This window comes from Planococcus sp. 107-1, from assembly GCF_021513255.1.
Taxonomy (GTDB): domain Bacteria; phylum Bacillota; class Bacilli; order Bacillales_A; family Planococcaceae; genus Planococcus.
This window is the reverse complement of record NZ_CP090977.1, coordinates 3,071,392-3,097,293: the sequence shown is the minus strand read 5'-3', so window position 1 is coordinate 3,097,293 and position 25,902 is coordinate 3,071,392. Positions and strand designations below refer to the sequence as shown.

General features: G+C 45.7%; 26 protein-coding genes. 17 read left to right on the top strand and 9 right to left on the bottom strand.

The annotated features are described in order from the left end of the window. Positions 1-6: 6 nt before the first annotated feature. Positions 7-1,209 (bottom strand): ROK family transcriptional regulator, encoded by a 1,203-nt coding sequence (locus tag L0M13_RS15995; protein ID WP_235197428.1) that lies wholly within the window; start codon positions 1,207-1,209, stop codon positions 7-9. Positions 1,210-1,465: 256 nt separating this feature from the next. On the opposite strand from L0M13_RS15995, the gene L0M13_RS15990 reads away from it, so the two are divergent. The 8 genes from L0M13_RS15990 (at position 1,466) to L0M13_RS15955 (ending at position 9,726) form a co-directional block, all read left to right on the top strand. Next, entirely contained in the window at positions 1,466-2,347 is an 882-nt protein-coding gene (locus tag L0M13_RS15990; protein WP_235197427.1) for a helix-turn-helix transcriptional regulator, read from the top strand. Then, a complete protein-coding gene (locus tag L0M13_RS15985) occupies positions 2,344-3,504 on the top strand; it encodes a Gfo/Idh/MocA family protein (protein ID WP_235197426.1) in 1,161 nt (386 codons plus the stop codon). Before L0M13_RS15990 ends, L0M13_RS15985 begins: the two co-directional genes overlap by 4 nt. Before the next feature lie 64 nt (positions 3,505-3,568). Beyond that, complete coding sequence (locus L0M13_RS15980; protein WP_235197425.1) at positions 3,569-4,579, top strand: Gfo/Idh/MocA family protein; 1,011 nt, start codon at positions 3,569-3,571, stop codon at positions 4,577-4,579. Beyond that, positions 4,576-5,454: a sugar phosphate isomerase/epimerase family protein gene (locus tag L0M13_RS15975; RefSeq protein WP_235197424.1), complete on the top strand. Its 879-nt coding sequence runs from the start codon at positions 4,576-4,578 to the stop codon at positions 5,452-5,454. The genes L0M13_RS15980 and L0M13_RS15975 overlap by 4 nt, the downstream gene beginning before the upstream one ends. Positions 5,455-5,470: 16 nt before the next feature. After that, entirely contained in the window at positions 5,471-6,544 is a 1,074-nt protein-coding gene (locus tag L0M13_RS15970; protein WP_235197423.1) for a Gfo/Idh/MocA family protein, read from the top strand. Positions 6,545-6,820: 276 nt separating this feature from the next. Beyond that, positions 6,821-8,356, top strand: coding sequence for an MFS transporter (locus L0M13_RS15965; RefSeq protein WP_235197422.1), 1,536 nt, complete (start codon positions 6,821-6,823; stop codon positions 8,354-8,356). 119 nt (positions 8,357-8,475) lie between these two features. Continuing rightward, the gene (locus tag L0M13_RS15960; protein WP_235197421.1) at positions 8,476-8,865 is read left to right on the top strand and encodes an RDD family protein; all 390 of its coding nucleotides are present in this window, start codon (positions 8,476-8,478) and stop codon (positions 8,863-8,865) included. A 126-nt stretch (positions 8,866-8,991) separates the two neighbouring features. Then, positions 8,992-9,726, top strand: a complete 735-nt coding sequence (locus L0M13_RS15955; protein ID WP_235197420.1) for a class I SAM-dependent methyltransferase — start codon at positions 8,992-8,994, stop codon at positions 9,724-9,726. Positions 9,727-9,789: 63 nt separating this feature from the next. On the opposite strand, the gene L0M13_RS15950 is transcribed toward L0M13_RS15955, so the two are convergent. Further along, a complete protein-coding gene (locus L0M13_RS15950; protein ID WP_235197419.1) occupies positions 9,790-10,626 on the bottom strand; it encodes a YsnF/AvaK domain-containing protein in 837 nt (278 codons plus the stop codon). A 300-nt stretch (positions 10,627-10,926) separates the two neighbouring features. Here L0M13_RS15950 and L0M13_RS15945 point away from each other — a divergent pair, with 300 nt between their 5' ends. After that, the gene (locus L0M13_RS15945; RefSeq protein WP_235197418.1) at positions 10,927-11,124 is read left to right on the top strand and encodes a hypothetical protein; all 198 of its coding nucleotides are present in this window, start codon (positions 10,927-10,929) and stop codon (positions 11,122-11,124) included. Between the two features lie 75 nt (positions 11,125-11,199). On the opposite strand, the gene L0M13_RS18635 is transcribed toward L0M13_RS15945, so the two are convergent. From L0M13_RS18635 to L0M13_RS15920, 5 genes are all read right to left on the bottom strand, one after another. Then, entirely contained in the window at positions 11,200-12,042 is an 843-nt protein-coding gene (locus L0M13_RS18635; RefSeq protein WP_311195584.1) for an STAS domain-containing protein, read from the bottom strand. Positions 12,043-12,264: 222 nt separating this feature from the next. Next, complete coding sequence (locus L0M13_RS15935) at positions 12,265-13,320, bottom strand: hemolysin family protein (protein ID WP_235197417.1); 1,056 nt, start codon at positions 13,318-13,320, stop codon at positions 12,265-12,267. 66 nt (positions 13,321-13,386) lie between these two features. Further along, a complete protein-coding gene (locus tag L0M13_RS15930; protein WP_235197416.1) occupies positions 13,387-14,691 on the bottom strand; it encodes a hemolysin family protein in 1,305 nt (434 codons plus the stop codon). Between the two features lie 39 nt (positions 14,692-14,730). Next, complete coding sequence (locus L0M13_RS15925; RefSeq protein ID WP_235197415.1) at positions 14,731-15,117, bottom strand: MerR family transcriptional regulator; 387 nt, start codon at positions 15,115-15,117, stop codon at positions 14,731-14,733. Between the two features lie 182 nt (positions 15,118-15,299). Beyond that, positions 15,300-15,698, bottom strand: coding sequence for a RidA family protein (locus L0M13_RS15920; RefSeq protein ID WP_235197414.1), 399 nt, complete (start codon positions 15,696-15,698; stop codon positions 15,300-15,302). Between the two features lie 219 nt (positions 15,699-15,917). Between L0M13_RS15920 and L0M13_RS15915 the strand changes: the two genes are divergently transcribed. After that, positions 15,918-17,282, top strand: a complete 1,365-nt coding sequence (locus tag L0M13_RS15915; RefSeq protein WP_235197413.1) for a copper amine oxidase — start codon at positions 15,918-15,920, stop codon at positions 17,280-17,282. A gap of 669 nt (positions 17,283-17,951) precedes the next feature. On the opposite strand, the gene L0M13_RS15910 is transcribed toward L0M13_RS15915, so the two are convergent. Both L0M13_RS15910 and L0M13_RS15905 read right to left on the bottom strand, forming a co-directional pair. Next, positions 17,952-18,902 carry a class F sortase gene (locus L0M13_RS15910; protein ID WP_235197412.1) on the bottom strand — a complete coding sequence of 317 codons (951 nt, stop codon included), beginning with the start codon at positions 18,900-18,902 and terminating at the stop codon, positions 17,952-17,954. Positions 18,903-18,967: 65 nt separating this feature from the next. Continuing rightward, a complete protein-coding gene (locus tag L0M13_RS15905) occupies positions 18,968-20,302 on the bottom strand; it encodes a hypothetical protein (protein WP_235197411.1) in 1,335 nt (444 codons plus the stop codon). 281 nt (positions 20,303-20,583) lie between these two features. On the opposite strand from L0M13_RS15905, the gene L0M13_RS15900 reads away from it, so the two are divergent. The 7 genes from L0M13_RS15900 to L0M13_RS15870 all read left to right on the top strand — a co-directional run bounded on the left by L0M13_RS15900 (position 20,584) and on the right by L0M13_RS15870 (position 25,852). Further along, positions 20,584-21,156, top strand: a complete 573-nt coding sequence (locus L0M13_RS15900; protein ID WP_235197410.1) for an RNA polymerase sigma factor — start codon at positions 20,584-20,586, stop codon at positions 21,154-21,156. Beyond that, a complete protein-coding gene (locus tag L0M13_RS15895) occupies positions 21,144-21,428 on the top strand; it encodes a zf-HC2 domain-containing protein (RefSeq protein ID WP_235197409.1) in 285 nt (94 codons plus the stop codon). Before L0M13_RS15900 ends, L0M13_RS15895 begins: the two co-directional genes overlap by 13 nt. Further along, positions 21,412-21,858, top strand: a complete 447-nt coding sequence (locus L0M13_RS15890) for an anti-sigma factor (protein WP_235197408.1) — start codon at positions 21,412-21,414, stop codon at positions 21,856-21,858. The genes L0M13_RS15895 and L0M13_RS15890 overlap by 17 nt, the downstream gene beginning before the upstream one ends. A gap of 151 nt (positions 21,859-22,009) precedes the next feature. Next, the gene (locus tag L0M13_RS15885) at positions 22,010-22,909 is read left to right on the top strand and encodes an SDR family NAD(P)-dependent oxidoreductase (protein WP_235197407.1); all 900 of its coding nucleotides are present in this window, start codon (positions 22,010-22,012) and stop codon (positions 22,907-22,909) included. 19 nt (positions 22,910-22,928) lie between these two features. Then, positions 22,929-23,816: an SDR family NAD(P)-dependent oxidoreductase gene (locus L0M13_RS15880; RefSeq protein ID WP_235197406.1), complete on the top strand. Its 888-nt coding sequence runs from the start codon at positions 22,929-22,931 to the stop codon at positions 23,814-23,816. Positions 23,817-24,101: 285 nt separating this feature from the next. Next, entirely contained in the window at positions 24,102-24,902 is an 801-nt protein-coding gene (locus L0M13_RS15875; protein WP_235197405.1) for an alpha/beta fold hydrolase, read from the top strand. A gap of 11 nt (positions 24,903-24,913) precedes the next feature. Then, complete coding sequence (locus L0M13_RS15870; protein WP_235197404.1) at positions 24,914-25,852, top strand: GGDEF domain-containing protein; 939 nt, start codon at positions 24,914-24,916, stop codon at positions 25,850-25,852. Positions 25,853-25,902: the final 50 nt, after the last annotated feature.

The following is a 25,902-nucleotide window of genomic DNA, read 5'->3' as shown; positions in this document are numbered from 1 at the left end:
ATTTTTTTAGCTGACCGTTTCTGTGTAGTCATCAGCTGGAAGATGTTCAGTTGATAAGTCCAAGCGCAGCTCAGGAACTTTCAGGAAACTCTTGATGGCAAGCGCACATGCACCCATCGCGCACGCTTCCTTGCCGAGTTCGGAAATTTTCAATTCACGGTACTGGCTCACCGACGAAGTCAGCAGGCTTTCAATGCGTTCGATGGCGTGGGGATCCATCTTCAGCACTTGGCTGTTGAGCACAATTGTCTCCGGATTGTAAAGGTTGATGATATTGTTCAATCCGATTGCCAAAAACTCAAAAAATTCATCGATTTGCTGGATAACTTCCTTGTCTTCCGCAGCAATCCAGCTTTCCACATCGTCATAGCTGAGCTTGTTTTTCTTTTTGATGTCAGCCAGATTTTGCAAAAGCCTTGCCTCTGAGGCATACATTTCCCAACAGCCTTTATTGCCGCATGTGCATTGCTTGCCGCCTGGCACCACAATCATATGGCCCATCTCACCGGCAAAGCCGTTATAGCCTTTCAACAATTCCCCGTCCATGATGATGCCGAGACCCATGCCGGAATACATCGAAATGGAAAGCAGATTTTCACTGTCCTGTGAAGTAAAGACTTTTTCGGCAAAAGCCGAAGCATTGGCGTTGTTTTGGATCTGTATAGCTACATCGACCTCTTTTTCAAGATCCGCTTTTAACTCTTTATCCACCCATTGGTGCTGAGGGACAAAAAAGACTTTCTCGTTTTTCCCGACCGTCCCGTGGACGCCGATGACGACGCCGATCAGTCCGTAATGGCTGTCAGCGCATTGTGCCTGAAACTTTTTGATCTGTGCCGAAAGCAAAGCAAGAATGCTGTCGTAATCCGAAGTCTCAAGGGGAACCGTTTCCGTATGGACGGGATAGCCCAGGAGATCGGAAAGGATATAGGTAATGTCCTTGGCGTCCAAATCGATGCCGAGCGCAAAGCCGCTTTGGCGGTTTAGCGATAGCATGATCGGGCGCCTGCCTAAGTTACGGTGTTCTTGCTGGGTTTCGTAAATCAGCTCTTCATCGAGAAGGTCCGCGGCCTGTACAGAGATGGTCGCTTTGTTCAAACCCACTTTTTTTGATAAATCGGCTCTGGAAATCATGCCGTGTTCGATGATTTGTTGGAGAATCAAACCTCTATTTATTTGTTTAATATAAGATCCGTCGCCAGTCACCATATTATTTTCCTCCATTGTTTCACATTTGCAGTAGCCATTCGGCTTTATCTTTAGTTTAAGGATAACATAAAGGCGGTTTTTAAGAATCCGTCATCTCAAAGGTCAAGGCTTTTTCAAAGCACTAGAAAATAGTTTCGAAGATTTATTGACTAAAAAGTTTATTAATAAAGCACTCTCAGATAATATAGTAGGCAATGTAAGCATTTTCAGCTAATGAAATTGTCTGAAAAGGCTATAAAATGGAGGTAGATTCATTTTGAAAGGCAAAGTTGTTATGGAGCAGCCGCTTATGGTGCATTACCGGATGGATAAATATTGGGGGCATATCGATTACCACTCCCATCAGGAATATGAAATTTACTTTTTCCATGCAGGTTCCTGCCGCTATTTAATCCACGACCAGATTTACGATTTGGAGCCGGGCGATATTTTGCTGATGGACGGCATGGCGCTGCATAAGCCGAATACCCCGCCAAACAGTGAATACATCCGCAGCACGATTCATTTTTCGCCGCAATGGATTGAAAAATCTCTGGACGGAGTGGGCGGGGGCTATTTGCTGGAGGTTTTCCAGAAACTGCATCATTGCCTGATCCGCACCCGGCAAAGCGAAGATTCCAAGGAATTGGAAAGGCTCATTCAGCGCTTAGAAGAAGTCTATCGGAAAACGGAAATTGGGCATGGCGAAAAAGAAGCCGAGGCGAAAATCCTGCTGATGCAGATCTTAGTAGCGGTCAATAAACTCGGAGAGTTAGATTCACTGAAAAAGCCAAGAAAGAAACCGGAAAAAGAAACGCATGCAGAAAACATCGCTTCTTATATTCAAGCAAATTTCCAGCAGAAACTATCGATTGTTTCCATTGCTGAAGCCTTGAATTTAAGTAAATCGTACGCATCGCATGTCTTTAAAGAAATGACAGGTTTCACCATTATGGAATATGTGATGGGCTGCCGATTAAATCGGGTCAAACAATTGCTGGTGACAGAACCGGATAAGGCATTAAAAGACGTCGCAAGTGAAAGCGGTTTTGAAAGCGTTTCCCATTTCAGCCGCTACTTCCGTGAAAAGGTCGGAATGACTGCGAAAGTTTACCGGAATCACCGTCAACTACAATACAGTGAGGAGAAGAAAATATGAAAAAAGTGAGATTAGGAATTATTGGTTTGGGCGCTCAAGGTGGGGCATATGCAGGTTTTATCTCGGAAGGCCGCGTACCGAACATGGAAATTGGAGCCATTTGCGACATCGATCCGGCAAAAAAAGAGGTGGCTGCTGAAAAGTATCCGAATGTTCCATTTTACACTGACCATATTGCGATGATGGAAAGCGGAAACGTGGATGCGATCATCACCTGTGTTCCGCATTACCTGCATCCGGAAATGGGCATCCAGGCATTGGAAAGAGACATCCATGCATTGCTGGAAAAACCGGCAGGCGTCTACACGAAGCAAGTAAAAGTATTGAATGATTTTGCTGCGACAAAACCGGAGCTGACCTTCGGCATCATGTTCAATCAACGTGCGAACGAATTGTATCAGAAAGTAAAAGAAATCATCGACAACGACGAAATTGGCAGCATCCGCCGCACGAACTGGATCATCACAACATGGTGGCGTCCACAAGGCTATTACGACCAAAGCGCTTGGAGAGCCACTTGGGAAGGCGAAGGCGGCGGCGTGCTTGTCAACCAAGCACCGCACCAGCTGGATTTGATGCAGTGGATTGCCGGCATGCCGAAGAAAGTCTACTCCAATGTGAAATACGGCTATCAGCGCAATATTGCAGTAGAAGACGAAGTGACGGCTTTATTCGACTACGGCAACGGCGCGACGGGCGTCTTCATCACAGCTACACACGATATTATGGGGACTGACCGTTTTGAAATCCACGGCGACAAAGGGAAAATCGTGGTTGATGACAGCAAAAAAGTGACGATCAAGCGCTTGAGACGCCCGGAAGCGGAAATGAGTGCGAGCATGGATATGCAGGACGTCATGAAAATTTTCATGGGCGGCGGTGCAGAAGACATCTACGACGAAGAAGTGCTTGAGTTCAACGACGTATGGGGAGTGCAGCATACCAGTGTGCTGGAAAACTTTGCAGCGAACGTATTGGATGGCACTCCACTTCTTGCACCGGGAAGCGACGGCATTCGCGGCGTAGCTCTTGCGAACGCGATTCACTTATCCAGCTGGCTCGGGAAAGAAGTCGAATTGCCGGTAGATGAAGATCTTTACTTCGCCGAACTTCAGAAAAAAATCGAAGAAGAAAAAAGTGCGTTAGTCCAAAAATAATCAGGAAAAAATAAACTCAGCGCCTTTGCCGGTGTTGAGTTGTTTTTCAAAGAGGGGAATTCATATGCTGAAAATAGGCGTCATTGGCCTCGGCGATATTTCAAAAATCCATATTCCGGCCATTCAAAGCAACCCCAATGCTGAACTTGTGGCGGTCTGCGATATTGATCCGACAATGGAAGGAATGGTCGAGGGGCCTTCTTTCTATACCGAATATCGTGAGATGCTGGAACAAGAAGCACTTGATTGTGTGCATATCTGCTTGCCGCACCACCTTCATTACACTGCCACTAAAGTATGCGTCGAAAAAGGCGTCCATGTTTTTCAAGAAAAGCCGTTGGCATTAAATGCAGAAGAAGGCCGGCTATTAGTAGAGCTGGAAGCACAGCATCCGGAGATCAAAATTGGAATCTCACTGCAGAACCGGAGAAATGAAACGGTGGAAAAGCTGTTGGAATTGGCAGAAGGCGGCGAGTATGGGCAAGTGATGGGCATTAAAGGAATCGTCGCTTGGTTCCGTCCAAAAGAATATTACGGCATTAAACCGTGGCGTGGACAGATGAAGTACGCGGGAGGCGGCGTGATGATCAATCAGGCGCTGCATACGATGGACTTGATGCAATTGGTCGGTGGAGATATCAAAAAGATAAAAGGGTCAATCGACAATCTTCTGGACTATGGCCTGGATATTGAAGATACCGCTTCTGCCCGCATCGAATTTGTTAACGGTGCGAAAGGGCTGCTGTTTGCAACGAATGCCAATTCGGAAAATTCATCGATCGAGCTGGAAGTGCTGTTTGAAAAGGGCAAATTCACCATCAAAGACAGTATTCTATTGGAAACTCTTTCGGATGGAACGCAGCGAATCGTAGAAGAAGATCAGAAATTGCCTGGAACCAAATTTTATTACGGCGCAAGCCATTTGAAGTTGATCAACGAGTTCTATGAATGCATTCGGCAAAATACGGATCGCTATATCCATGCAAAAGAGGCACAAGTCTCAATGGAAATGATTGAAGCCATCCGTGAGTCAAGCGAAAGCAGAAAAGAAATCACAATGGAGGTCTACCAATGAAAAACGGGAAAATCGGTGTGCAAATGATGATGCTGAAAGACAAAGTCATGGAAATCGGTGTATATGAAACGATGAGAAAGATCTATGAGCTTGGCTACCGGGCAGTAGAAGTATCACAAATTCCAATGACAAGTGAAAATGTGGCAGATTTGAAGAAAGCGAGCCAGGATTTTGATATCGAAATTGCGGCCTTGTCCGCTCCGCTGGAACCGATGATGCCAGGAATGCCGGGCGAAACCTTGGCCAATGATTTCGATAAAATTGTCCAAGACTGCAAAATTTTGGACTGCAGCTTCCTTCGCATTGGCATGCTGCCATTGAATATTATGGGCGATAAAGACAAAATCATGGAGTTCATCGCAAAGGCTGAAGAAATGGCGCACCGTTTGGCAGATCAGGGGATCGAGCTCTACTACCATACGCATCATGTAGAATTCCAGAAATTCGATGGCGTCTATTTATTGGACCTCATTAAGAACAACACGACCAAATTAGGCTTTGAACTGGACGTTCATTGGATCCAGCGTGCAGGCGAAAACCCTGTCGATATCATTACGCAATACAAAGACCGCATTTCTTTATTGCATCTGAAGGATTACCGTATCGGCCAATTGGATGTAAATGAAGAGGACTTCAAAGACATGTCAAAGTTCTTCCACAAATTCTTCAATTTGATTGAATTTGCAGAAGTGGGCGAAGGCAATATGAATATTCCAGCGGTCATCGATGCCGGGCTCGCAAGCGGAGCGAAGTATTTCTTAGTGGAACAGGATGATACGTATGGACGCGATCCGTTCGATTGCCTGGAAATTTCAGCTCAAAACTTACGCAAACTTGGGTATGCAGATTGGTTCGAGGCAGCAGCGGTGAACTGACAGGAGGATGAAGCAAATGAGTAAAGATGGAATGACATATGCGCCAAAAGGCAAGCCGAATCCCGTTGTAGCTGAAGGAGAATTTCCGATAGCAGCAGCAGCACTTGACCACGGCCATATTTACGGCATGGTCAATGGATTGTTGGAAGCAGGCGCCACCTTGAAATGGGTGTATGATCCGGATCCAAAAAAAGTGGAAGAATTCATCGGGAAATTCCCGCAAACAGCTGCCGCCGAATCGCTTGAACAGATTTTAAAAGACCCTGAAGTGAAGCTGGTCGCTGCCGCCGCGATTCCTTCAAAGCGCAGCGCTCTCGGAAATCAGGTAATGGAAGCGGGCAAAGATTATTTTACCGACAAGACACCTTTTACGACGTTGGCGCAATTGGAAGAAACGAAGCGAGTGGTCCAAAAGACAGGCCAGAAGTATATGGTTTACTTCAGCGAACGCCTCCATGTGGAAGGAGCAGTGTTTGCTGGTCAGCTAATCAAAGACGGAGCGATCGGCAAAGTCATTCAAGTAACTGGCTTCGGTCCGCACCGCTTAAATGCAGACAGCCGTCCGGACTGGTTCTTCGATAAAGAGCAATACGGTGGAATCCTTTGCGATATCGGCAGCCACCAGATTGAACAATTTCTGTATTACGCAGATTGCAAAGATGCGAAAGTCCTTCACAGCAAAGTCGGCAATTACAATAACCCGGAACATCCGGAATTGGAAGATTACGGCGATGCGACATTGATCGGCGATAACGGAGCCACACAAATTTTCAAAGTCGACTGGTTTACACCGGACGGACTCACGACATGGGGAGATGGCCGTACATTCATCACCGGCACGGAAGGCACGATTGAAATCCGTAAATACGTAGACGTTGCCCGGGAAGAAACCGGCGACCATCTGTATTTGGTCAATAAGGAAGGCGAGAAGCATTTTAGCCTGTCTGGAACCGTCGGATTCCCGTTTTTCGGTGAATTCATCAAAGACTGCATAAACCGTACAGAAAATGCGATGACTCAAGCGCATGCATTTAAAGCGGCAGAACTATGCCTGCTTGCACAGCAGCAAGCAGTTGACCCCACAAAATAAAAACCGTTTAAGCCAGCTGCACTATGCAGTTGGCGTTTAAATGGTCTAGTCAAAAAGGTTTATTTTCGGAAGATTGTAAAAAACGCTTGCTTGATTAAGCGCTTTCATATATATTGTTAGTTATATAGTTTGTTGGCTAAACAAATAATATATTTTTTATAGCCTTCTGGAAATAAAACAGATTTTTAAAAGGATCAATTTGAAAGCGTCTTCATTTAAAAGCTTGAAAATTTACTGGCAATAAACATCATTCTAGGGAAGAAAAGAGGAGATTCGATGACAACTGCAGCAAGCACTGTGAAAGGACAATATCATAATGCGAAACTTTGGCAGATCGGCTTTTTCACTTTAAACAATACGGCGACCAATATGTATATGTTCATTTTGGCATTTGTCAGCTATTACGCTACTGGCATTGCCGGTTTAACAGTAGTGGCAATCAGTACGATTTTAACGTTCATGCGTGTATTCGATGGAATAACAGATCCGATTATCGGCTTTATCATCGATAAAACCGAATCGAAATTCGGCAAGTTCCGTCCGATGATGATTATTGGGAATATCATTTTAGCCGGTTCCATCCTGATCATGTACAATTTCACCCACCTGCTGCCAGAATCGCTGCAAATGTTATTCTTCATTTTAATCTACGCGATTTACATCGTTGGTTATACGATGCAGACTGCATGTACAAAAGCAGCGCAGACGGTTTTGACAAATGATCCGAAACAGCGCCCGCTTTTTGCAGTATTTGACGGTGTCAATAACACCTTATTATTGACCGGTGGGCAAATATTTGTCGCTTCCTACCTGGTAGCTAAGCACGGCGGTTTCACCATGTCTCTCTTCACTGAATTGAATACCTATGCCATCATCTTCGGCTTCGTATTCACAGCATTAGCTGTCCTAGGGATCGCAGGTAAAGACCAGAAAGAATTCTATGGTCTCGCAGATTTAACAGTACAGACCAAGTTTCGCGATTACTGGCCTATTTTAAAAGGGAATCGGCCGCTGCAGATGCTGATCATTGCCGCATCCAGCGATAAATTGACATTGAGCGTTCTGCGCCACGCAGTAGTCGTCGTCATGCTATTCGGAATTCTCCTTGGAGATTATGAATTAAGTGGTACGATTTCCATGATCATTATCATACCAACGCTGATTATTACATTCGTAGGTGTAGCGTATGCCCGGAAGACGGATTTGAAAAAAGCGTTTGTCATTTCAACTTGGATCGGCCTTATCTCGTTTGCTGCACTGGTGGTTTTCCTCTTCACCATTGATACGACTGCGATTTCACTTAGCAATATGGGACTTGCCACTATCGGTTTTATCATTTTATATACACTCGGTATGGCCTTCGGAAGCTTGCCGACTGCACTCGTCAATCCGATGATTGCCGATGTATCCGACTATGAAACGTTTAAGTCCGGCCGTTATGTCCCGGGAATGATTGGTACCTTGTTTTCCTTCGTTGATAAATTAATTTCTTCGCTGGCTCCTGCACTGGTTGGAGTAGCGGTAGCGATAATCGGCTTTAAAGATGAATTTCCTACAATCGAAGATGAATTGACAACTTCTTTATTCGGAATGACCATTTTCCTGGCGTTCGGAATTCCAGTCCTTGGCTGGATCGCTTCGTTGGTTGCAATGAAGTTCTACCACTTGGACAGTAAGAAAATGGCTGAAATCCAAACTTCTATTGCAGATGTGAAAGAAAAAGCAGAGCAGGCAAAAGCTGCAGCTGCTCCAGTATATATTGAAACTGAAAAAGAAAGAGATCCACTGAATGCATTTCCAAACCCTGAGTGATGAAAACTCCGCGCCTTGAAAAAGGGCGGAGTTTTTTTGTATCATTTTTACGGAATCTTTGCCTTCTATCTGTGAGTCTTCTATCATGGAAGTAATCTATTGGAAAGTGGGGGGATTTAATGTACGAATTGACGAAAAAACGCACGAAAGCAGTTATGGTTGATTCGGTCGTTTCGACAGTGGTGACGGCAGCTTTGGAACCGGTTTTGCGTAAAAAGATCAAGAATGAGACGTTCCTTCAAGTGGTGCTGCCCACAGCCGTTTTCTGGGGGCTTGAATATGCGCAGCTTCGCCTGAAAGGGCAGACGCTTGGCCAAAAAGCATTCGGCATTAAAGTGGAAAGCGAAGACGGTGGCGACTTGACAGATGCCCAGATTTTGAAACGTGTTGTGCACCGAGATACGATCGGTCCGCTTGCTTATTTGCGCGACCGCCAAAAATACGCAGATTCCCAAGGCGAGAAATTCCCTCACGATGCTTATGCGAATACGTTCGTAAAAGAACAATGAAAAAGCGAAACGGCTCCGGAAAATTTCCGTGGCCGTTTTTTTGCGGGTTCTTCAAGCCGTAAAACTATTTCTCCAATTGTCAGCTGATTATAATGAAGGAAAATAAGAAGGGCGGTGCAGAAAATCATGAAATTGTACAAGGAATTGGCGGAATGGTGGCCACTCATGTCGCCGCATACGGAATATGAAGAAGAAGCTGCAATTTATGCGGAGATCATTCAACGCCATCACCCGGGTGTGAAAAAAGCTGTGGAGTTTGGATCAGGCGGGGGCAGCAACGCATTTTATCTGAAACAGCATTTTCCAATCGTCTTGGCGGATCTTTCGCCCAATATGCTCGCTGTCAGCCAGCAGTTGAACCCGGAATGCGAACATCTGCAAGGCGATATGCGCACTTTGGATGCAGGAGCAGATTATGATTTGGTTTTCGTCCATGACGCCATCACGTATTTTAAGGAACCGGATGATTTGCTGGCCGTTTTTCGGAATGCAGGACGACATTTGAATCCGGATGGTCTGTTGCTCATCACGACCGACCAGTTCACGGAAACTTTTTCAGGCGGCACCCATCATGGAGGAATCGATAAGGATGGCCGCGGTATGCGATATTTGGAATGGACCTATGACAGCGATCCCGACGATCATAGGACGGAAACGCATTACCTTTATATGATGAGAAATGAGGACGGAAAGGTTTTTACTGAATCGGATAGCTCGCAATCCGGTTTATTTTCCATGCCGGAATGGAAAAGCCTTTTAAAAGAGGCAGGATTTATCGCAACATTTGAACCGGTGCATTACTCGACAGAGCCTGGAGAATATTATGCGATTGTTGCAAGGCTAAGTGAAGGCGCAGTATAACGAGGGGAAATCCTAAAAAAAGCAGCATGGAACGGCTCTCGCCACCCATGCTGCTTTCGGTAATTATAAAGGCTTGCGCCCGTTTGTAGTTGAATCATTATCCTCATCAATATCCGCTACTTCACGGCGAGTCGTTTCTGTGACTTGTTCCGTATCTTGGACTTTGCGCTTCCCAACGACGATTTCTTCAGAAACGACATCCGTTTTCGAAACTTCCACACGCTCTTCAGAAACTGGAATGTGGATGTTGTCTCCGTCCTGGTAAGCGTCTTTCCCTGTCAATCCGCCAGTAGTGGTTGAATCTGTCGCTTCATTTACAGGGCGGCGTTCAATGTATACTTCTTCGCGTTCTACTGGTACTTCAATCGTTTGCGTGTCTTCAACGACATGCTTTCCGACATTGACTTCACCGGTTTGAACGCGTTCTTTATCCACTTTCAAATGCTCTTCATGCAAGCGAAGGCGCTCTTCGTCTGTTGTTGAAGCATCTGTTCCATTTGTGAAAGTAGAGCTCGCGCCGCCGGTATTTGCGCGTGATTCGCTGTAGCGGTCATAAGACGGCCCATATTCGCTGTCTACATATAGCAGAATTTTTCCATTTTCAACTTCGCGTTTATAAACATCGGACTCATCCGAATCAATTCCCATCGTATCGAACGCTTCATATGATGAAGATTCCCCTGCTAATGTGGAAATGAATCTTCCCATGAAGCCTTGATCTTCCTGCGTATCCAGTTTCACATCTGTTTGCCCTTTAATCATGGATAGCTGATCTTCATCTTGAGCAATCACGTACATATCTTCTTCTCGATAACCTTGAGATTTCAGTTCTGTGATTTTGCTTAATACTTCTGCCTGTACATCAAAAGTTCCGATAAATGTATTTTCACGTTTAGCCATTATTAAATTCCTCCTGTGCAAAATTGGATTCCTGTAAAGTAAGGTACTGCTAGTGTACCCCCGTTCTTTCAAACCCTAAACATTTCAGGGTGTAAATAGGGGCTAAGGAATAGGGAATCAGCCCAATTTACGGGAGGTTTAAATGGCAGCTGAGCCCTTGGGGGAGTAAGCTTATGTATTTTTTGTGACTTATGTGTTTTTCAGGTTTGAATACTAGAAAAATAAGGAATGGAAAAGTACAATTATGATTAAGAGGCTGCAACGGTTCAGCCATCATTTTAGTTAAGGGAGTTGAAGGTGATGAAATTGGGAACAGTTCGAGGGTCAAGCATGATTGTCAAAACGGCACGCAGCCTGGTTGAGGAAGGCTGGTCATTCATAGTGGATGAATTCGATGTCATTATTAAAGCAGAGCACAAGGCTACCGGTGAAGCTGTGTCTTTCAACTCCATGGGAACATTGAAGCGATGGATGTATGAAAAAGCGTTGAGCTACTAAATAAATCGATTTAAAGAAAGGGCCGCTGGGGATTCAGCGGCCCTTTCTATGTGTAGTTTTATAACGGCAATAAGGTTAGGCGAAGTTCAATTTATTCAAGCGCATAGCCTGGGCTAACGTGTTATGAATTTCGATGTTGGTAAACTTGAGGCCTAATTGAACGGCTGTTTGAGCAATATCCGGGCTGATTCCTGATAAAGCGGTCCGTACGCCAATCAAATTCAGTCCGTCAATCAACTGGAAAATCTGGTGAGCAACCATCGTGTCGATGATCGGAACGCCGGATAAATCAATGAAGAGCTTGTTTAAGCGTTGTTCAGCACATTGCGCCAGTGCCTTTTCAAAAATGATATACGCGCGATACGTATCGATTTCACCGACTAGCGGAAGAAACCCGATGTCATGTGCCAGTGAAATGACAGGGGCACTCATCTCGACGATCATTTCCCGTTGCGCATTTAACCGAGTTTTCGTCGCAAGTGAATGCTGGAGAGTAAACTCCAGAATAATCCGGTTGATCGTTTCAACAACCCCGCGATTCCATGCCGCGACTTGTCTGATCGAAAGCACATCTAAATTCGCCTCGGTGTATTCCTCAATTACATCCAGGTATTGCTGCTGGGTTCTGAAAAACTCCTCGATGATTTCTTCAAGCGGAGTCGTTAAGTGGGCTTCATCTTTGGCGATGGTTTTAATCCAGTCCTGGAAATCCTCTATGCATTCCGTGTCTTCTTTTTCAAACATGCCGCAAAACTTTACATGAAATGCATGATTTTGTGCTTTTACACGTTTAATGGTTTCCGGATCTGTTGCCCCGTAAACACCGTCTTTTGATTTATCTAGAGATTCATACCATTGTTCTGTCAGGAAATCCGTTTTGCTGCACAGGAACTCGTGCAGTTTTTCGTCTCTCATCATTTCTTATTCCGCCTCCGTCATTTCTTTTCGCTTCATTTCTCTGCACTCTTACAGGATGCAGTTGAATTGCATTCTGAAAAAATGGCTTTGAGGCTTATTGTAATATAGAATACCCACTCAAATCAAAATATCTAGTAAAAGGGAGGGGGAAAATAAAAAAGTCCAGCAGAATGCCGAACTTTTAAATGTGGAAATTTGTTTTTAGGATAGTCGGTTCATTTGCTAAATGGGATTGATCTCGAGAGATTCTTCGCTGATCTCTCCAACAATTTCCTCTAGAATATCTTCCATCGTTACAATGCCTGCCGTCTGCCCGTTTGTTGCTGTAACGATCGCCATATGGGTGCGGCTTTGCTGCATTTTGTTCAACACTTTTTGAATTGGCGTGTTTTCCGGAAAGCTTGGCATTTTGTGCAGCAGTTCATCCGGTTCTTGAACGCGTCCAGCGGCCATTCCGGTCAACAATTCTTTCGTATTGATAAATCCAAGCATTTGATCTTTGTCGTCAGATTCAGTCACCGGATAGCGGGTGTATTCGTGCTGATCCAGTACGCTGAAAAACTCTTCGCGTGATAGTCCTCGATCGACCGTGACGATGTTCTCGCGGGGAATCATGATGTGCTTCACAATGCGCTCATCAAATTCGAAAATATTCTTTAGATACGTTAATTCGGTTTGGTTAATTTCACCGCTTTTATAGCTTTCAGCCATAATCAATTTAAGTTCTTCTTCAGAATGCGCTTCTTCGTGTCCGGCAGGCTCTACTTTGAAGAGTTTAAGGAAAAGGCGCGCTGAGCCGTTCATGAGCCAAATAAATGGATTCATGATCTTCCCGAACCAGTAAAGAGGCGGTGCAAGAAGCAAGGTCATTCTTTCCGCAAATTGAATCGCTAAGGTTTTGGGCGCGAGTTCGCCGATGACAACGTGCAAAAACGTGACAATTCCAAGCGCAATTGCATACGAAAGAGCTGTCGCTAAAGCTTCCGGTACGTCAAAATAGTCGAATGCCGGATGCAGCATTTTTTCAACTGTCGGTTCCCCCAATGCCCCAAGAATCAAAGCGGTCACGGTGATTCCGAGTTGGCAAGCCGACAGGTAGTAATCGAGATTGTTGGCTACTTCTTTTGCGCGTATGGCCTTTTTATGGCCTTCTGAAATAAGTTGGTCGATTCTTGACATCCGCACTTTTAAAATAGCGAATTCAGCACCGACGAAAAATGCAGTCGCGAGAATCATCAGCGCGACGAGCAGCAGATTAATGATTATTTGTCCTTCCAATATGGCTCCCCTGTAACAGGGGATTCACCTCCATTAAATAGTCAAAAGCAGGATAGGCATTCAGATTTATTCAGGTTCTCGATGGAACATAACTTGTTTAATTTGTTGATTGTCCATTTCGGTGACGGTCCACAATGAGTTTTCTTTCCTCAGCGTATCGCCGGTTTGAACTTCCCCGACACTCTTGTAATGGACCCAGCCGCCAATCGTATCAATATCTGCGCTTTCCTCAAAAGTCAGGCCGAAACGCTCTTCAAGATCTCTCAGTAGAACCCGTCCGTTAATCAAATACTGATGTTCACCGATCTGGTCAATTTCAGGCTGTTCATCTTCATCGAATTCATCGCGGATTTCCCCGACGATTTCTTCCAGAATATCTTCCAATGTCAGCATTCCGGCAGTTCCGCCGTATTCATCTGCGACAATGGCGATGTGGACACGCGCGTGCTGCATTCGCAGCAATGCGTTCTGCAATCCGGTCATTTCAAAAATGGTCGGAACTTCAAGGACAAAATCCTGCAATTGCCACGGGCGGCCCGCTACGATATGCGGAAGCATTTTCTTTGCGCTGACGAAACCGATGATGCTGTCTTTGTCTCCGTCTTCGGTCACTGGGTAGCGTGTGTAATTGTTTTCATCCAGTATTTGGACAATTTCTTCAAGCGGCATATCTTTATCCAACGTAATAAGTTCAGTACGAGGGACCATAATGTCTTTCGCAGCACGTTCATCGAATGTGAAGACGTTTTCCATATAAGACAACTCAGTTTCGTTCAATTCGCCTCCTTCATAGCTCTGCGCCATGACAATCTTTAACTCATCTTCCGAGTAGGCTTGGTCGTGTCCGGCAGGCTGAACGCCGAATGCTCTTAAAAGAATCCGGGCAGCACCGTTTAATAGCCAGATAAAAGGCTTCAATGCTTTACCAAACCAGAAAAGAGGAGGGGCAAGCAATAACGACATTTTCTCTGCATATTCGATCGCTAATGTTTTCGGTGCCATTTCACCAAGCACCACGTGCAAGTATGTGACAAGCAAAAACGCAATCGCGTAGGAAGAGGCAGATGCAACCGCATCTGAAACGGAAAGAAATTCAAATATTGGATACATCAAACGTTCAACTGTCGGCTTACCAAGGGCACCGAGTCCAAGTGCCGTCACGGTGATTCCGAGCTGGCAAGCTGAAAGGTAGTAATCCAAGTCGCTGGCGACTTTCTTTGCAGTAATCGCTTTTTTATTGCCTTCTGCAATTAGCTGATCCAGGCGTGAGATGCGAATCTTAACAACCGCAAATTCCGAGCCGACAAAAAATGCCGTCAGCGCAAGTAATAGTACCAATAACCCTAAATTCAGTATCGTAATTATGTCCACTTATGTTCCCTTTTAAAAGGGATTCACCTCCGAAATTAGTTACAGCAGAGCGAGCAGGGAGGCAATGGCCACCAATTTGCTCTCAAGTGCTTTGCTGATTTGCACTTTGACATGAGCCGGTGCATCTTTCATTTGTTCCTCTAAGCGGATGATTTTTTTCTGCAGACAATCGAATTCTTCATATACGTCTTCAGCGAGCACTTCAGTTTCCGGCAGCCTGCTCGAATCGAGCAGTTCTTTAATCTCGGCAATCGACAGCCGCTGTTTTTTCAACTGGTGAATCCGTTCGAGCGTTTGAAGGGCTGAATCGGGATAAAGCCGGTAATTCTTTTCCGAGCGCTCAACTGACAATAACCCGCGATTCGTATAATAATCGATTGTTCTGGTCGATACTCCGCTTAATTGTGCAATTTCGCCAATCTTCATTAATCCCTTCCCAATGCAAACGCCTCCTTTTTTTGAAATTAAAAATAGTTTAGCACGAGAGCCTAAAAACCATACAGTGACACGTTCCGGTTTATCGAAAAAATGATTCCTTTTTCTTTACAAGCCGACATTGTTTCGACATTTTTTTGCAAAGCTAAGAAAAAACTCCGGGCAGCAGAATTTCACACTTTCGCTGCCCAGATTTCGATTTCTATTTTTATTTCCGGCCATCCCAGTTCCGTAATGTAGCCGACAGTCATCGCAGGGTAATTATTTCCGAATAGTGCAGACCATTCGCCGTACATGAAATCCCAATCGATTTTTTCAGTTGCCCAAATATTCACTTTGATGATGTTATCTGCTGAAAGTTCCTCTGATTCCAAGACAGCTCGAATATTGTGGAATGTATTAGTGATTTGCGTTTCCAGGCTTTCTGGCAGCTTTCCGTTTTGATCCACACCGATTTGCCCGGAAGTCACGTACAGTTCAGCGTTTCTAGGGATTTTCGTAATATGTGTGTAGTTGCCGACAGGCTCAGAGACGCCGGCTGGATTTTTTCGTGTGATTTTATCGTTTGCCATTTCATTGCTCCTCACTTATATGGAAATAAAATAATTTCGATGTTACTAGCTTTCTTGAAAACCATGGCCAATCCCTTTTTTTTGAAGGTCGTATTCCTCATTAACATACGGAATTCCCCAAAAAAATATTTTATTTTTAAAAAAAGTGATCTAAACCATTTCTTCCTGCGTTTTGTTGGCAGTACAAAAAATTAAACAGGAAAAAAGGAGATGTTTTAGATGAAAATGAACAAACTATTAGTAGCTCTTCCATTAACCCTTTCATTATTGGTGCCGACAGCGGCATTGGCAGACGGACATGAATCACATTCAGCACCGGCTTCAGCTTCAGCAATGGAAGCGGGTACGGCAACACCAGCGGCAGAACTTCGGATCGCATTGGATACGGTATTGACGGAGCATGCTTTCCTGGCAGTTGAGGCGATGAGAAAAGGCGTAGATGGCGCTGAAGATTTTGATCAGGCTTCTGGAGCGCTTCTTGCAAACGCCGATGATTTAAAAGCGGCAGTCGCTTCTGTTTACGGTGACGAAGGTGCAGCGCAATTCGATGAAATCTGGAAATCGCATATCGGCTATTTTGTTGATTATGTAACAGCGACTGCGAAAGAGGACCAGGCTGGAAAAGACAAAGCCTTGGCAGATTTGGAAGAATACAAGAAAACACAATCGGACTTTTTCGACGCAGCGACTGAAGGTCGTTTACCGGCAGCAGCTGTTCAAGAAGGATTGGATATGCACGTGGATCAATTAGTAGAAGCTTTTGATGCTTATGTAGCTGGTGATTTTGAAACAGCGTACGCACTTGAACGCGAATCGATCCATCACATGAGCATGTTCGCAGAAACTTTGTCTGTAGCGATCGCAGACCAGTTCCCGGAGAAATTCGATAATACGAATCCGGATACACCGGCTGTTGACTTACGTGCTCAATTGAACATGACCTTTACAGAGCATGCCGGCTTAGCGGCAATGGCGATGCAGGACGGAGCAGACGGAGCTGAAAGTTTCGACCAGGCATCTGCCGCGCTGCTTGCGAACGCTGACGATTTAACTGCAGCTGTTGCGTCGGTCTACGGCGATGAAGCTGGAGCTCAGTTTGAAGAAATCTGGAAATCACATATTGGCTACTTTGTTGATTACGTAGTAGCGACAGGCGAAGGCAATATGGAAGGCCAGGAAAAAGCGAAAGCTGATTTGGATCAATACATCATCGAACAAGCGGCACTTCTTGATGCAGCCACTGAAGGCCGTGTACCGGCAGATGCGTTAGAAGAAGGCTTGAAAGCACACACGGGCCAATTGTTAGCAGCTTTTGACTCTTACGTTGCAGGAGACTTCGATGCCGCTTATAACTCGATTCGTGAAGCATATGCGCATATGTCAATGCCAGCAGCCGGATTATCGGCAGCCATCGTTGACCAGTTCCCGGATCAGTTCGGGGCTGCGGAAATGCCATCTGAAATGCCGGCAACAGGTATGGGCGGAACAGCCGCTTCATCCACAACGCCGTTCCTATGGATCATGGCCGGCTTAATGTTAGCGGCTCTTGCTACAACAGTGGCGGTCCGTTACCGCAAGCAATAAAGAGCAGAAAATCTTAAAAGCAAATCCGGATTTACCGGATTTGCTTTTTTTCTTGCTTGTTATTGACCGTAAAATTAAAGAAGCGGTTGTTCCTGCGAATTTAAAATACGCTCAGTTAAGGAAGAAATACGCCCAGTAGTCGAAAGAATACGCCCAGTTAAGGCAAAAATAAGCCCGGATAAAACCGAGAGTGAAAATAGTCTTAGAAAAGAGTTTCCGCTCGAAGAAGTCGATTCGCTGCTTCAGTCGAGGCTCTCATTACTGTTCGAATGAGGACATAACTTTATTAAAAGCGAAGAAAGTAAAAATCAGCATGAGTCGCAAAGGGGAGCCCTGCGACAATCCCTGCATCGAATCGTTTAAGAAAGAGCGAATGTAACGAACCCGCATCATTGCAAGGGTGGACGCCCGAGAGGCTGCTTCAGCATCCGTCGTATAGAAAATATTCCACACTTTTTTCACCGCATAGACTCGAAGAAAAATACCGCCTGAAAATCTTTTAACTTATCTTCAAGTTATAAAAACGAAGTGCGTCAGGCATTAACAAAAAGAATCAGTAAAACCATAATCCACTTTCTTGGCTAAAGTCCAAGAGAAACCTGATAACCAGAAAAACTTTTAAAAGCAAATAAAAACTGTGGAAGCCCTTTAGATATGCTTCCACAGTTTTTATTTTAACGCTTCTGTTTTCTGTGATTCTTTCAGATCCACATCTACGGAGGAAACGTAGTAGCGCTTGCCTTCGCTTGGCTCGATCGTAATATTCTTGCGGTCGAACAGGGAGACGGTTTCAATTTTCTTCATCTCACCGGATGCAATGTCTTCTTCATAGACGCGGTAGCCGATAATGGCATCGTCCCGTACAGCATGCCACGAAACATTGAAATCAGTTGCAGTGACGTTCTCCGGTGCTTTGGGAGCTGCAATTTCAACTGCCGAGTCGGAGATGAGTTCAGCTGTTACCACCAATCGTTCTTCGTGCGAACCGATATCACGGTTAAAGTCGCCAGTACAAGTAATGAGGTTGATGAACCGTCCGTCTGCATTTCCGAAGATTTCTTCAATCGGTGCTGCATCGGTTTCATAGCTTGCCAGTTTTTGAACTTCAAATACCATTTCCCGGCCTGTTGCATCAAATAGTTTCACTTGATCACCAGGCTTAACGTCTTTCAGCTCGTAGAATACGGCTGGGCCGGTCAAGCTGTCGACATGGCCAGCAAGGACAGCATGTCCTTTAGCGCCAGCTTTGAAACCGGGTTCAAACCAGCCTACTTGATCGACATCTTCTGGGACGCCCATTTCGCCATTTTCAAGGATCCCGGTCGGTTCGATTGCTGCCTCAACTCCGATGGACTCGATTTCGATGCGCGTCGGCTCCATGCCTTTAATGCTTTCTTGCCGTTGTTTTTGGACCATTTCCAGTTTTTCGCGCTGTTCAGGAAAGATGGGGAATTCGGCGATTTTGTCGACAACATTTCCCGCCGTCACTTCTTTTTCACTGTTTTCTTCAAGTTGTACGCTTTCTTCTTTATCCGCCGGGCCATTCGCCAACGGCTTTAAAATGAAAAATAAGGCAGCGACCAAAAAAACGGCGATGCCCATTGTCACAATCTGCTTCATTTTCCATCCCTCCCATTAAAGTAGGAATAGAGAGGGCTAAAAAGCCCTCTCTTATTTCCTGTCATTTATGATTGTTGTTTACTTTGACGATACGTGATAGTTCCTGCGCCAACTAAGATCAATGCGCTTAAAGCTACCCAAAGCATCATCGTGCTGGATTGGCTTTCACTGCCGCCAAATCCGGTAGCGGGCATTTTTTCAGGGGCTGCATTGACAAAGTTCTCAGGGAATTGATCTACAACTGCACCACTTAAGCCTTTGCCGATATCGAACATGATGGCATAGCCAGTGCGGTAAGTCTCGTAGGAAGCTGCATAATCACCAGAAACATATTGCTGGAATGTATCTACTACTGATTTCTCGTGTGCCGCAACAGCAGCAATCGTTTCTTCAAGCGGCATGCGGTCTTCAGTCGCTGTGTTTAGGAAAGTACCTAATTCGTTTGCAAATGTATCTGTTAATGTCATGACGGCACCGTCTACAGCTTCCTGATCTTCAGAAGCGGAAGCAGCGGCTAAATTGCCTTGGATTGAAATGTGTTCGTTGTTCCAAAGAGCGGTGAATTGGTTGCTTGCTTCTTCCCCATAGACAGAAGCTAAAGCGCCGCGGAACTCTTCTGTATTCTGGTCTTGTGCCCAATCAGCAAAGTCAAAGTCTGCTGAACCGTTATAGCCTTTTGCCATGCTCAATTGTGCGAGTGCAAAATGTTCTGCCGCAATTCGGTTCACTGTTGAACGGAAATCGCCGGCCGGTGTATTCGGGTCCGTGAACTGGTCAGGGAATTGAGTGGCAATTGCACCGCTGATGGCACTGCCAGCTCCGAAAATCTGCTTAAAGCCTTCAAGATAAGAAGTATAAGCCGCTTCGTATTCACCAGCTACATATAAGTCGAATGTATCTTGTACGAAATCTTCATGCTGGCGCAACGCCTGTTTGGCTCCTTCTTCTGGAAGGTTGCCTTCCGTTGCTGTTGCGAGGAACGTGCCCATCTCGTCAACAAATGACTGGATCTGATCAAGGGATTCTTGCTTCATTTCTTCGTTTCCGTCTTTTACGGCCATTGCATAGTCATCTGTTCCAACATTATGCTTTGCGAAAATTTCTTCGAATGCCGCTCCGCCTTCTTCACCATAAACGGATGCGATGACCGGCTCCATATCGGCTGCGTTTTCATCCAATGCAGCCATGGCCGCTTCGGCTGCTTTATCGCCGTCGTAGATTTTCATCATCGAGTCGACAGCCAGAGCGTAGTGCTCAGACAGCAAACCATCAAGCGTCGCCCGCAATTCATCTCCTGTTGTATCCACGTGCGGGCCATCGTGTGCAAATGCCGTTGCTCCCATTCCTGGCAGCAGCAGCGCTGCCCCTAATACCGGCGCTAAAATTTTTCTCCATTTCATCGTCAACACTCCTCTTTTTTCATTTCTTGCTTACCTAACGGAACCTGTTGGAAAATAGATCACTCTTTTTAAAAAAACTTTTAAAAGTGAACTAAAAAACGAATCGATCCGTTAGAGGAGTAAGAAAGCAAAAAGAAGTAGCTGCGAATAAAAGAATGAAAATGCATCGTTCATTTTCACTCTTCTTATCTTCGAATTCTCGATTCCTTAACTTTATTGTGTTGGCTAACGCTGAGTTATAGTAAGCTTGAGGAATGAAATCTGAATAAAGGGGACCAGTTATGGAGAAAAGTTCAGACTTTGTTCTATATGAACGTGTACGGAACAAAGACAAAGAAGCGCTTGAACAATTATACGACCGCTATGAAAAAATTCTTTTCTCGTTTCTTGTGAAAATGACCGAAGACCGGGATTTGGCAGAAGAAGCGCTGCAGGAAGTTTTTATGAAAGTCTGGCGGGGTGTTGGAGAGTACGATGAAAGCAAAGGGAAATTCACTTCCTGGCTATTCACGATGTCACGGAATGCCGCCATCGATTTGATCCGCAAGAAGAAAAAGCCGTCAGTGGCGCTTGAAGAGGCTGGAGAATTGGTTAGTCCAGCATCGAGTGTGGAAGAAACGGCAGAATGGCAGGAAAAGAAAGAACAGATTCAATTGGCTGTAAAAGATTTATCTGCCGAGCAGCAAAAAATGGTCCAGTTGTTTTATTTTAAAGGATACACACATGAAAAAATCTCTGAGCTATGCGAGGTTCCGCTTGGGACCGTCAAAAGCAGGATACGGCTCGCTTTGAAAAAACTGAAAGGGACTTTGCATGATATGCAGGAAAGGGGGGACTCACCATGGCGAAACTGAATTGTGACCACGTCATCGATTATTTGAACGGAACGCTCAGTAAAGAAGAACAGCTTGAATTTGAACAGCATTTGAAAACCTGTACGGATTGTCAGGAAATCATTGAAATGACGGGCGATCTCCCTTACCTTGCAGATCCTGTCGATCCACCTGCCGGGATGAAAGCCAGAATCTTGTCTACTGTCTTCGAAGAAGAGCAGAAGAAATCCGAAGAAGTGAAGCGGGGAACCCGCTCCGCTTATCACACAAAAAGCGGTGAAAAAGAAGAATAGATGGCCGGTGCTGATTGCGGCTGCCTTGTTCGTATCGCTGCTCGGCAATGGCTATGCCTTGCTGAAGCTGTCGGAACAGCCGGAAACCGGCGGGGAGATGGCCTTCCAATCCATCGATCTTCAGCCGAATGAAGTATTTGGCGGAACGGCGAAAGCCGCAATCATCCGGGAAGAGGAGTCGCTTGAATTGGTCGTGCAAGCCGAACAATTGGAAGCCCTTGAAGGTGAACAAGTCTATCAGATTTGGCTCTTGAAAGAAGGCAAACCGATTCCGGCAGGAGCCTTTACTCCGAGTGCCAATGGAGAAGGGAATGCGTATTACAGTCTGGAAGACAATACCGAAGACTGGGATACGATCGCAATTACGCTCGAACCTCAGGCTGGCAATGCCTCGCCGCAGGGAGAAATCGTCTTGAGCTCCGAGATTTAAGAATAGAAGGAAGAAACGGACACTCCATTCATGGGGTGTCCGTTTTTTGGATTTAATTCCTTGGCAGATCTACAAGACGCTTGCGTTTTCATTGCAGAGAAAGGGGTATGGCAAAAGCAACAAAACATTCTCTACCTGAGGAGGAGTTTAAATGGCAGACAAAAAATCCAGGCAAGGCCTCACCGTTGTCATCACCGGTGCTTCAAGCGGCTTTGGCAAAGGGATGGCGAAGCGGCTTGCAGCAGAAGGCGCGAATGTCGTCTTGGCGGCCCGGCGGACGGAGCTGATCGAGCAGCTGGCGGAAGAGTTGGGGCAGAATGCAGTTGCTGTTACGACGGATATCAGTATCGAAGGCGATATGGAACGGCTGATGGATACAGCGCTTGCGGATTTTGGAAAAGTGGATGTCTGGATTAATAATGCAGGGCTCGGAATTATCGGTTCATTCACGGAAATTCCACTAGCGGATCAGATGCGGCTCGTCCAGGTGAATCTCATGGGAACGATGTACGGCAGCCGCTTTGCTTTAAAGCAATTTAAGCAGCAAAGCTACGGAACATTGATCAATCTCTCTTCTTTTGTCACAAGTGTTCCGCTTCCATTCGGAGCCGCCTATACGGCGACCAAATACGGAATTTCGGGGCTCAGCAAAGGCTTGTATCAGGAAATGCGGCTGGATGACTGGAAGGACATCCAAGTTTGCGTGGTTCATCCGTGGGTGACGGATACGCCTTGGACCGAACATGCCGGAAATTACAGCGGACATGCCATTGAAATTGGTCCAGCTGACGACCCGGAAGAAGTCATCGAAGAGATTCTCGGGCTGATCGATAATCCGCAAGAAAGTCTGGAAATCGGCTTTAAAGTAAAAGGCACAGCGATCATACACAAATTGATGCCGGACACTGTCGAGAAATTGGATGGCCATTTTCTGGACCGGATGCTGAAAAGTTCACCGCCTGCTGAACCGACATCCGGCAGTTTGTTCGAACCGCGTATGGAAGGAACCGAAGTCTCTGGCAAGATGCGTGAACGTTTCCGCAATAAATAAGCGGCAAGGAGGAAATCGCATGGCTGAAAATGAAAAAAGGCAGGGTTTGACGGTTGTTATTACCGGTGCTTCAAGCGGTTTTGGAAAAGGGGCAGCGAGGCAATTGGCGGCTGACGGAGCGAATGTGGTTCTCGCTGCCCGCCGAACTGCATTGTTAGAGGAATTGGCCAATGAACTGGGTTCGAATGCCATTGCCGTTACCACAGACGTCAGCAAGGAAAAAGATATGAAGCATCTTTTTGAGACGGCGCTATCCACTTTCGGGAAAATCGATGTCTGGATTAATAACGCAGCGGTGGGGGCGATCGGCCCTTATACGGAAGTGCCAGGGAAGGACATGGCACGCGCAGTTGAAATCAATGTCATCGGTACGCTGATTGGCAGCCATTATGCACTGCGCCAGTTTAAGCAGCAAGGACATGGCACCTTGATCAATATCGGTTCGGTCGCAGGAAAAGTGCCTTTCCCGTACTATACTCCCTATAGTACGACGAAATTTGCAGTGATCGGGTTAACGGCTTCCCTTTATCAGGAAATCGAATTGGAAGGCCATCAGAATATTCATGTCTGCATGGTCCATCCATGGGCGACCGACACGCCGTGGTTTCTGCATACGGCCAACTACACAGGGCACGAAGCGGAAATGAAGCCGATGGACGAACCGGAACCGGTCATTGAGGCGATCATCAGCCTGATCGATGACCCGCAGGAATCCATTGGAGTAGGAACGAAAGTGAAAGGAACCGCGTTGTCGCGGAGCCTCATGCCGAAACTGACCGAAAAGATGAATTCGGTGCAAGTAAAGAAAGTGATAGAAGATGCGCCGCCAGCGCCGCCGACATCCGGCAGTCTGCACGAACCGCTTGAAATCGGCACTGAAGTCTCGGGGGAATCCGAAAACGCATGAAGCTGGAAGATTGACCAAATAAAAAACGAGCCGAACGGGTTCGTTTTTTATTTGGGATGAAAAAATAATGGCTGGTTATAAAGGCCTTAATGGCAGTTGGGAATCCTTAGCATTTAGACTCAGTCATCCAGGAGGCAACTAGTTATTTAACGGACTAATGGCGGGAATTGGCTATACATTCGAACAGCCAGATTGAACGGCTGTTACTTTTAGCGAGAGATGGTAGTATGAACGGTAGCGGTTATTTTTACGTAATCGGCAATGACGCAATGGGAGTGGTAATGGGTGAAAGAAGCGATTATCAAAAGAAATAATGTACGGATTATAGGGGAAGGAAAGCAGACACTGGTATTTGCCCATGGATTTGGATGTGATCAATATGTATGGAATCGTATTGCGCCAGCATTTGAAGGCCGATACCGAGTGGTGCTTTTCGATTATGTAGGATCGGGAAAAAGCGATAAATCGAAATACTCGACGGAACGCTACAGTACGCTGCACGGCTATAAACAGGACCTATTCGATTTATGCGACGCCTTGGATCTTCGGAATGTAGTCTTTGTCGGCCATTCCGTCAGCAGCATGATCGGCATGCTGGCATCGAACGAACGTCCGGAATTGATCACGAAACTGATAATGATTGCGCCTTCGCCTTATTATATGAACGAGGAAGGTTATCGAGGCGGGTTTGAACCAACTGATATCGATGAATTGCTTGATATGATGGAAGTGAATTATAAGGAATGGGCGAAGTATTTGGCGCCTGTCATCATGCAAAATAGCGACCGGCCCACTTTAACAGACGATTTCGAAAGTATTCTTTGCTCGAATGATCCTGTCATTGCGCGCCAATTTGCAGAAGTTACATTCAAGTCCGATATGCGGGAAGAGCTGGGGAAAGTGAAAGTTCCGACCTTGATCCTGCAGACTCAATTTGATGCGATTGCACCGGTTGAAGTCGGGCGCTACGTAAATGCTAAAATTGAAAACAGCCGACTGGTTCTCATGGAAGCCAAGGGACATAATCCGCATTTAAGTGATGCAGAAGAGACCATCGCTCACATCCAGGCGTATTTGAAGGAATAGAGGCGAGCGAGATGGAGGAACGGTTAAATCAGGCACCCTTCGGTTACCTGGTAATGGACCACGAATGCCGGATTATCGAAGTGAACGAAGAGATGAAAAAGATAATCGGAAAAGATGCAGTTCCGGAGCATGTACATCAACTATTGACGGTTGCTTCGATGGTTTATTTCCAAACTTATTTTTTGCCGGCCATCACTTTACATAAAAAAGTCACTGAAATGTCCCTCACCATCAAAAGCCAGAAAGGGCCTATCCCGGTTTTGATGAATAGCGTTGAGCGGAATGGCTTTTTTGAATGTGCGTTGATCGAAATGAGCATCCGGGGTGAATACGAGAAGGAGCTGCTTTTGGCAAAGCAAAAGGCCGAAAGAATCAATCAGGAATCGGCGGAAGCTTATGCAAAGCTTCAGACTCTTCTTTCGGAAGTGGAAATGAAGCAGCTGGAACTCGAAAAGCTTAATAGCGGCTTGAAGCATCTCGCAAACACGGATCCTTTAACCGGCTTGAAAAATCGGCGCTATTTGGAAAAGGAAATGGATAATTTAATTGGGCGGGCACGAGAAGGATTGCCGCTCGCTGCATTGGTGATCGATATCGATTTTTTCAAGAACGTCAATGATACATATGGCCATCATATAGGGGATTTGGTGCTCCGTGAACTGGCTGATAAATTGCGGAGCGAAGCAGAAGCCTTTGGCATTGTAGCAAGACTTGGCGGAGAAGAGTTTATCATCGTATTGCCCGGGTTTGACCACTTGCAGGCAAAAAGCTTAGCGGAAGAGATCCGAATGCGTGTGGAGCAGGATGAATGGGCCCATGCAGCAATCACTGTCAGTATCGGCCTTGCATCTTTTTCGGAAAAAGATAACGGCATCACATTATACAGCCGGGCAGATAAAGCCTTGTATGCTTCGAAAAAGGGCGGCCGCAATCGGGTGACGGCATTTTAAAAATAGAAGGTGTGGGTGGCTGGTCAAGCTTGCTTGCAGACGGTTTAATT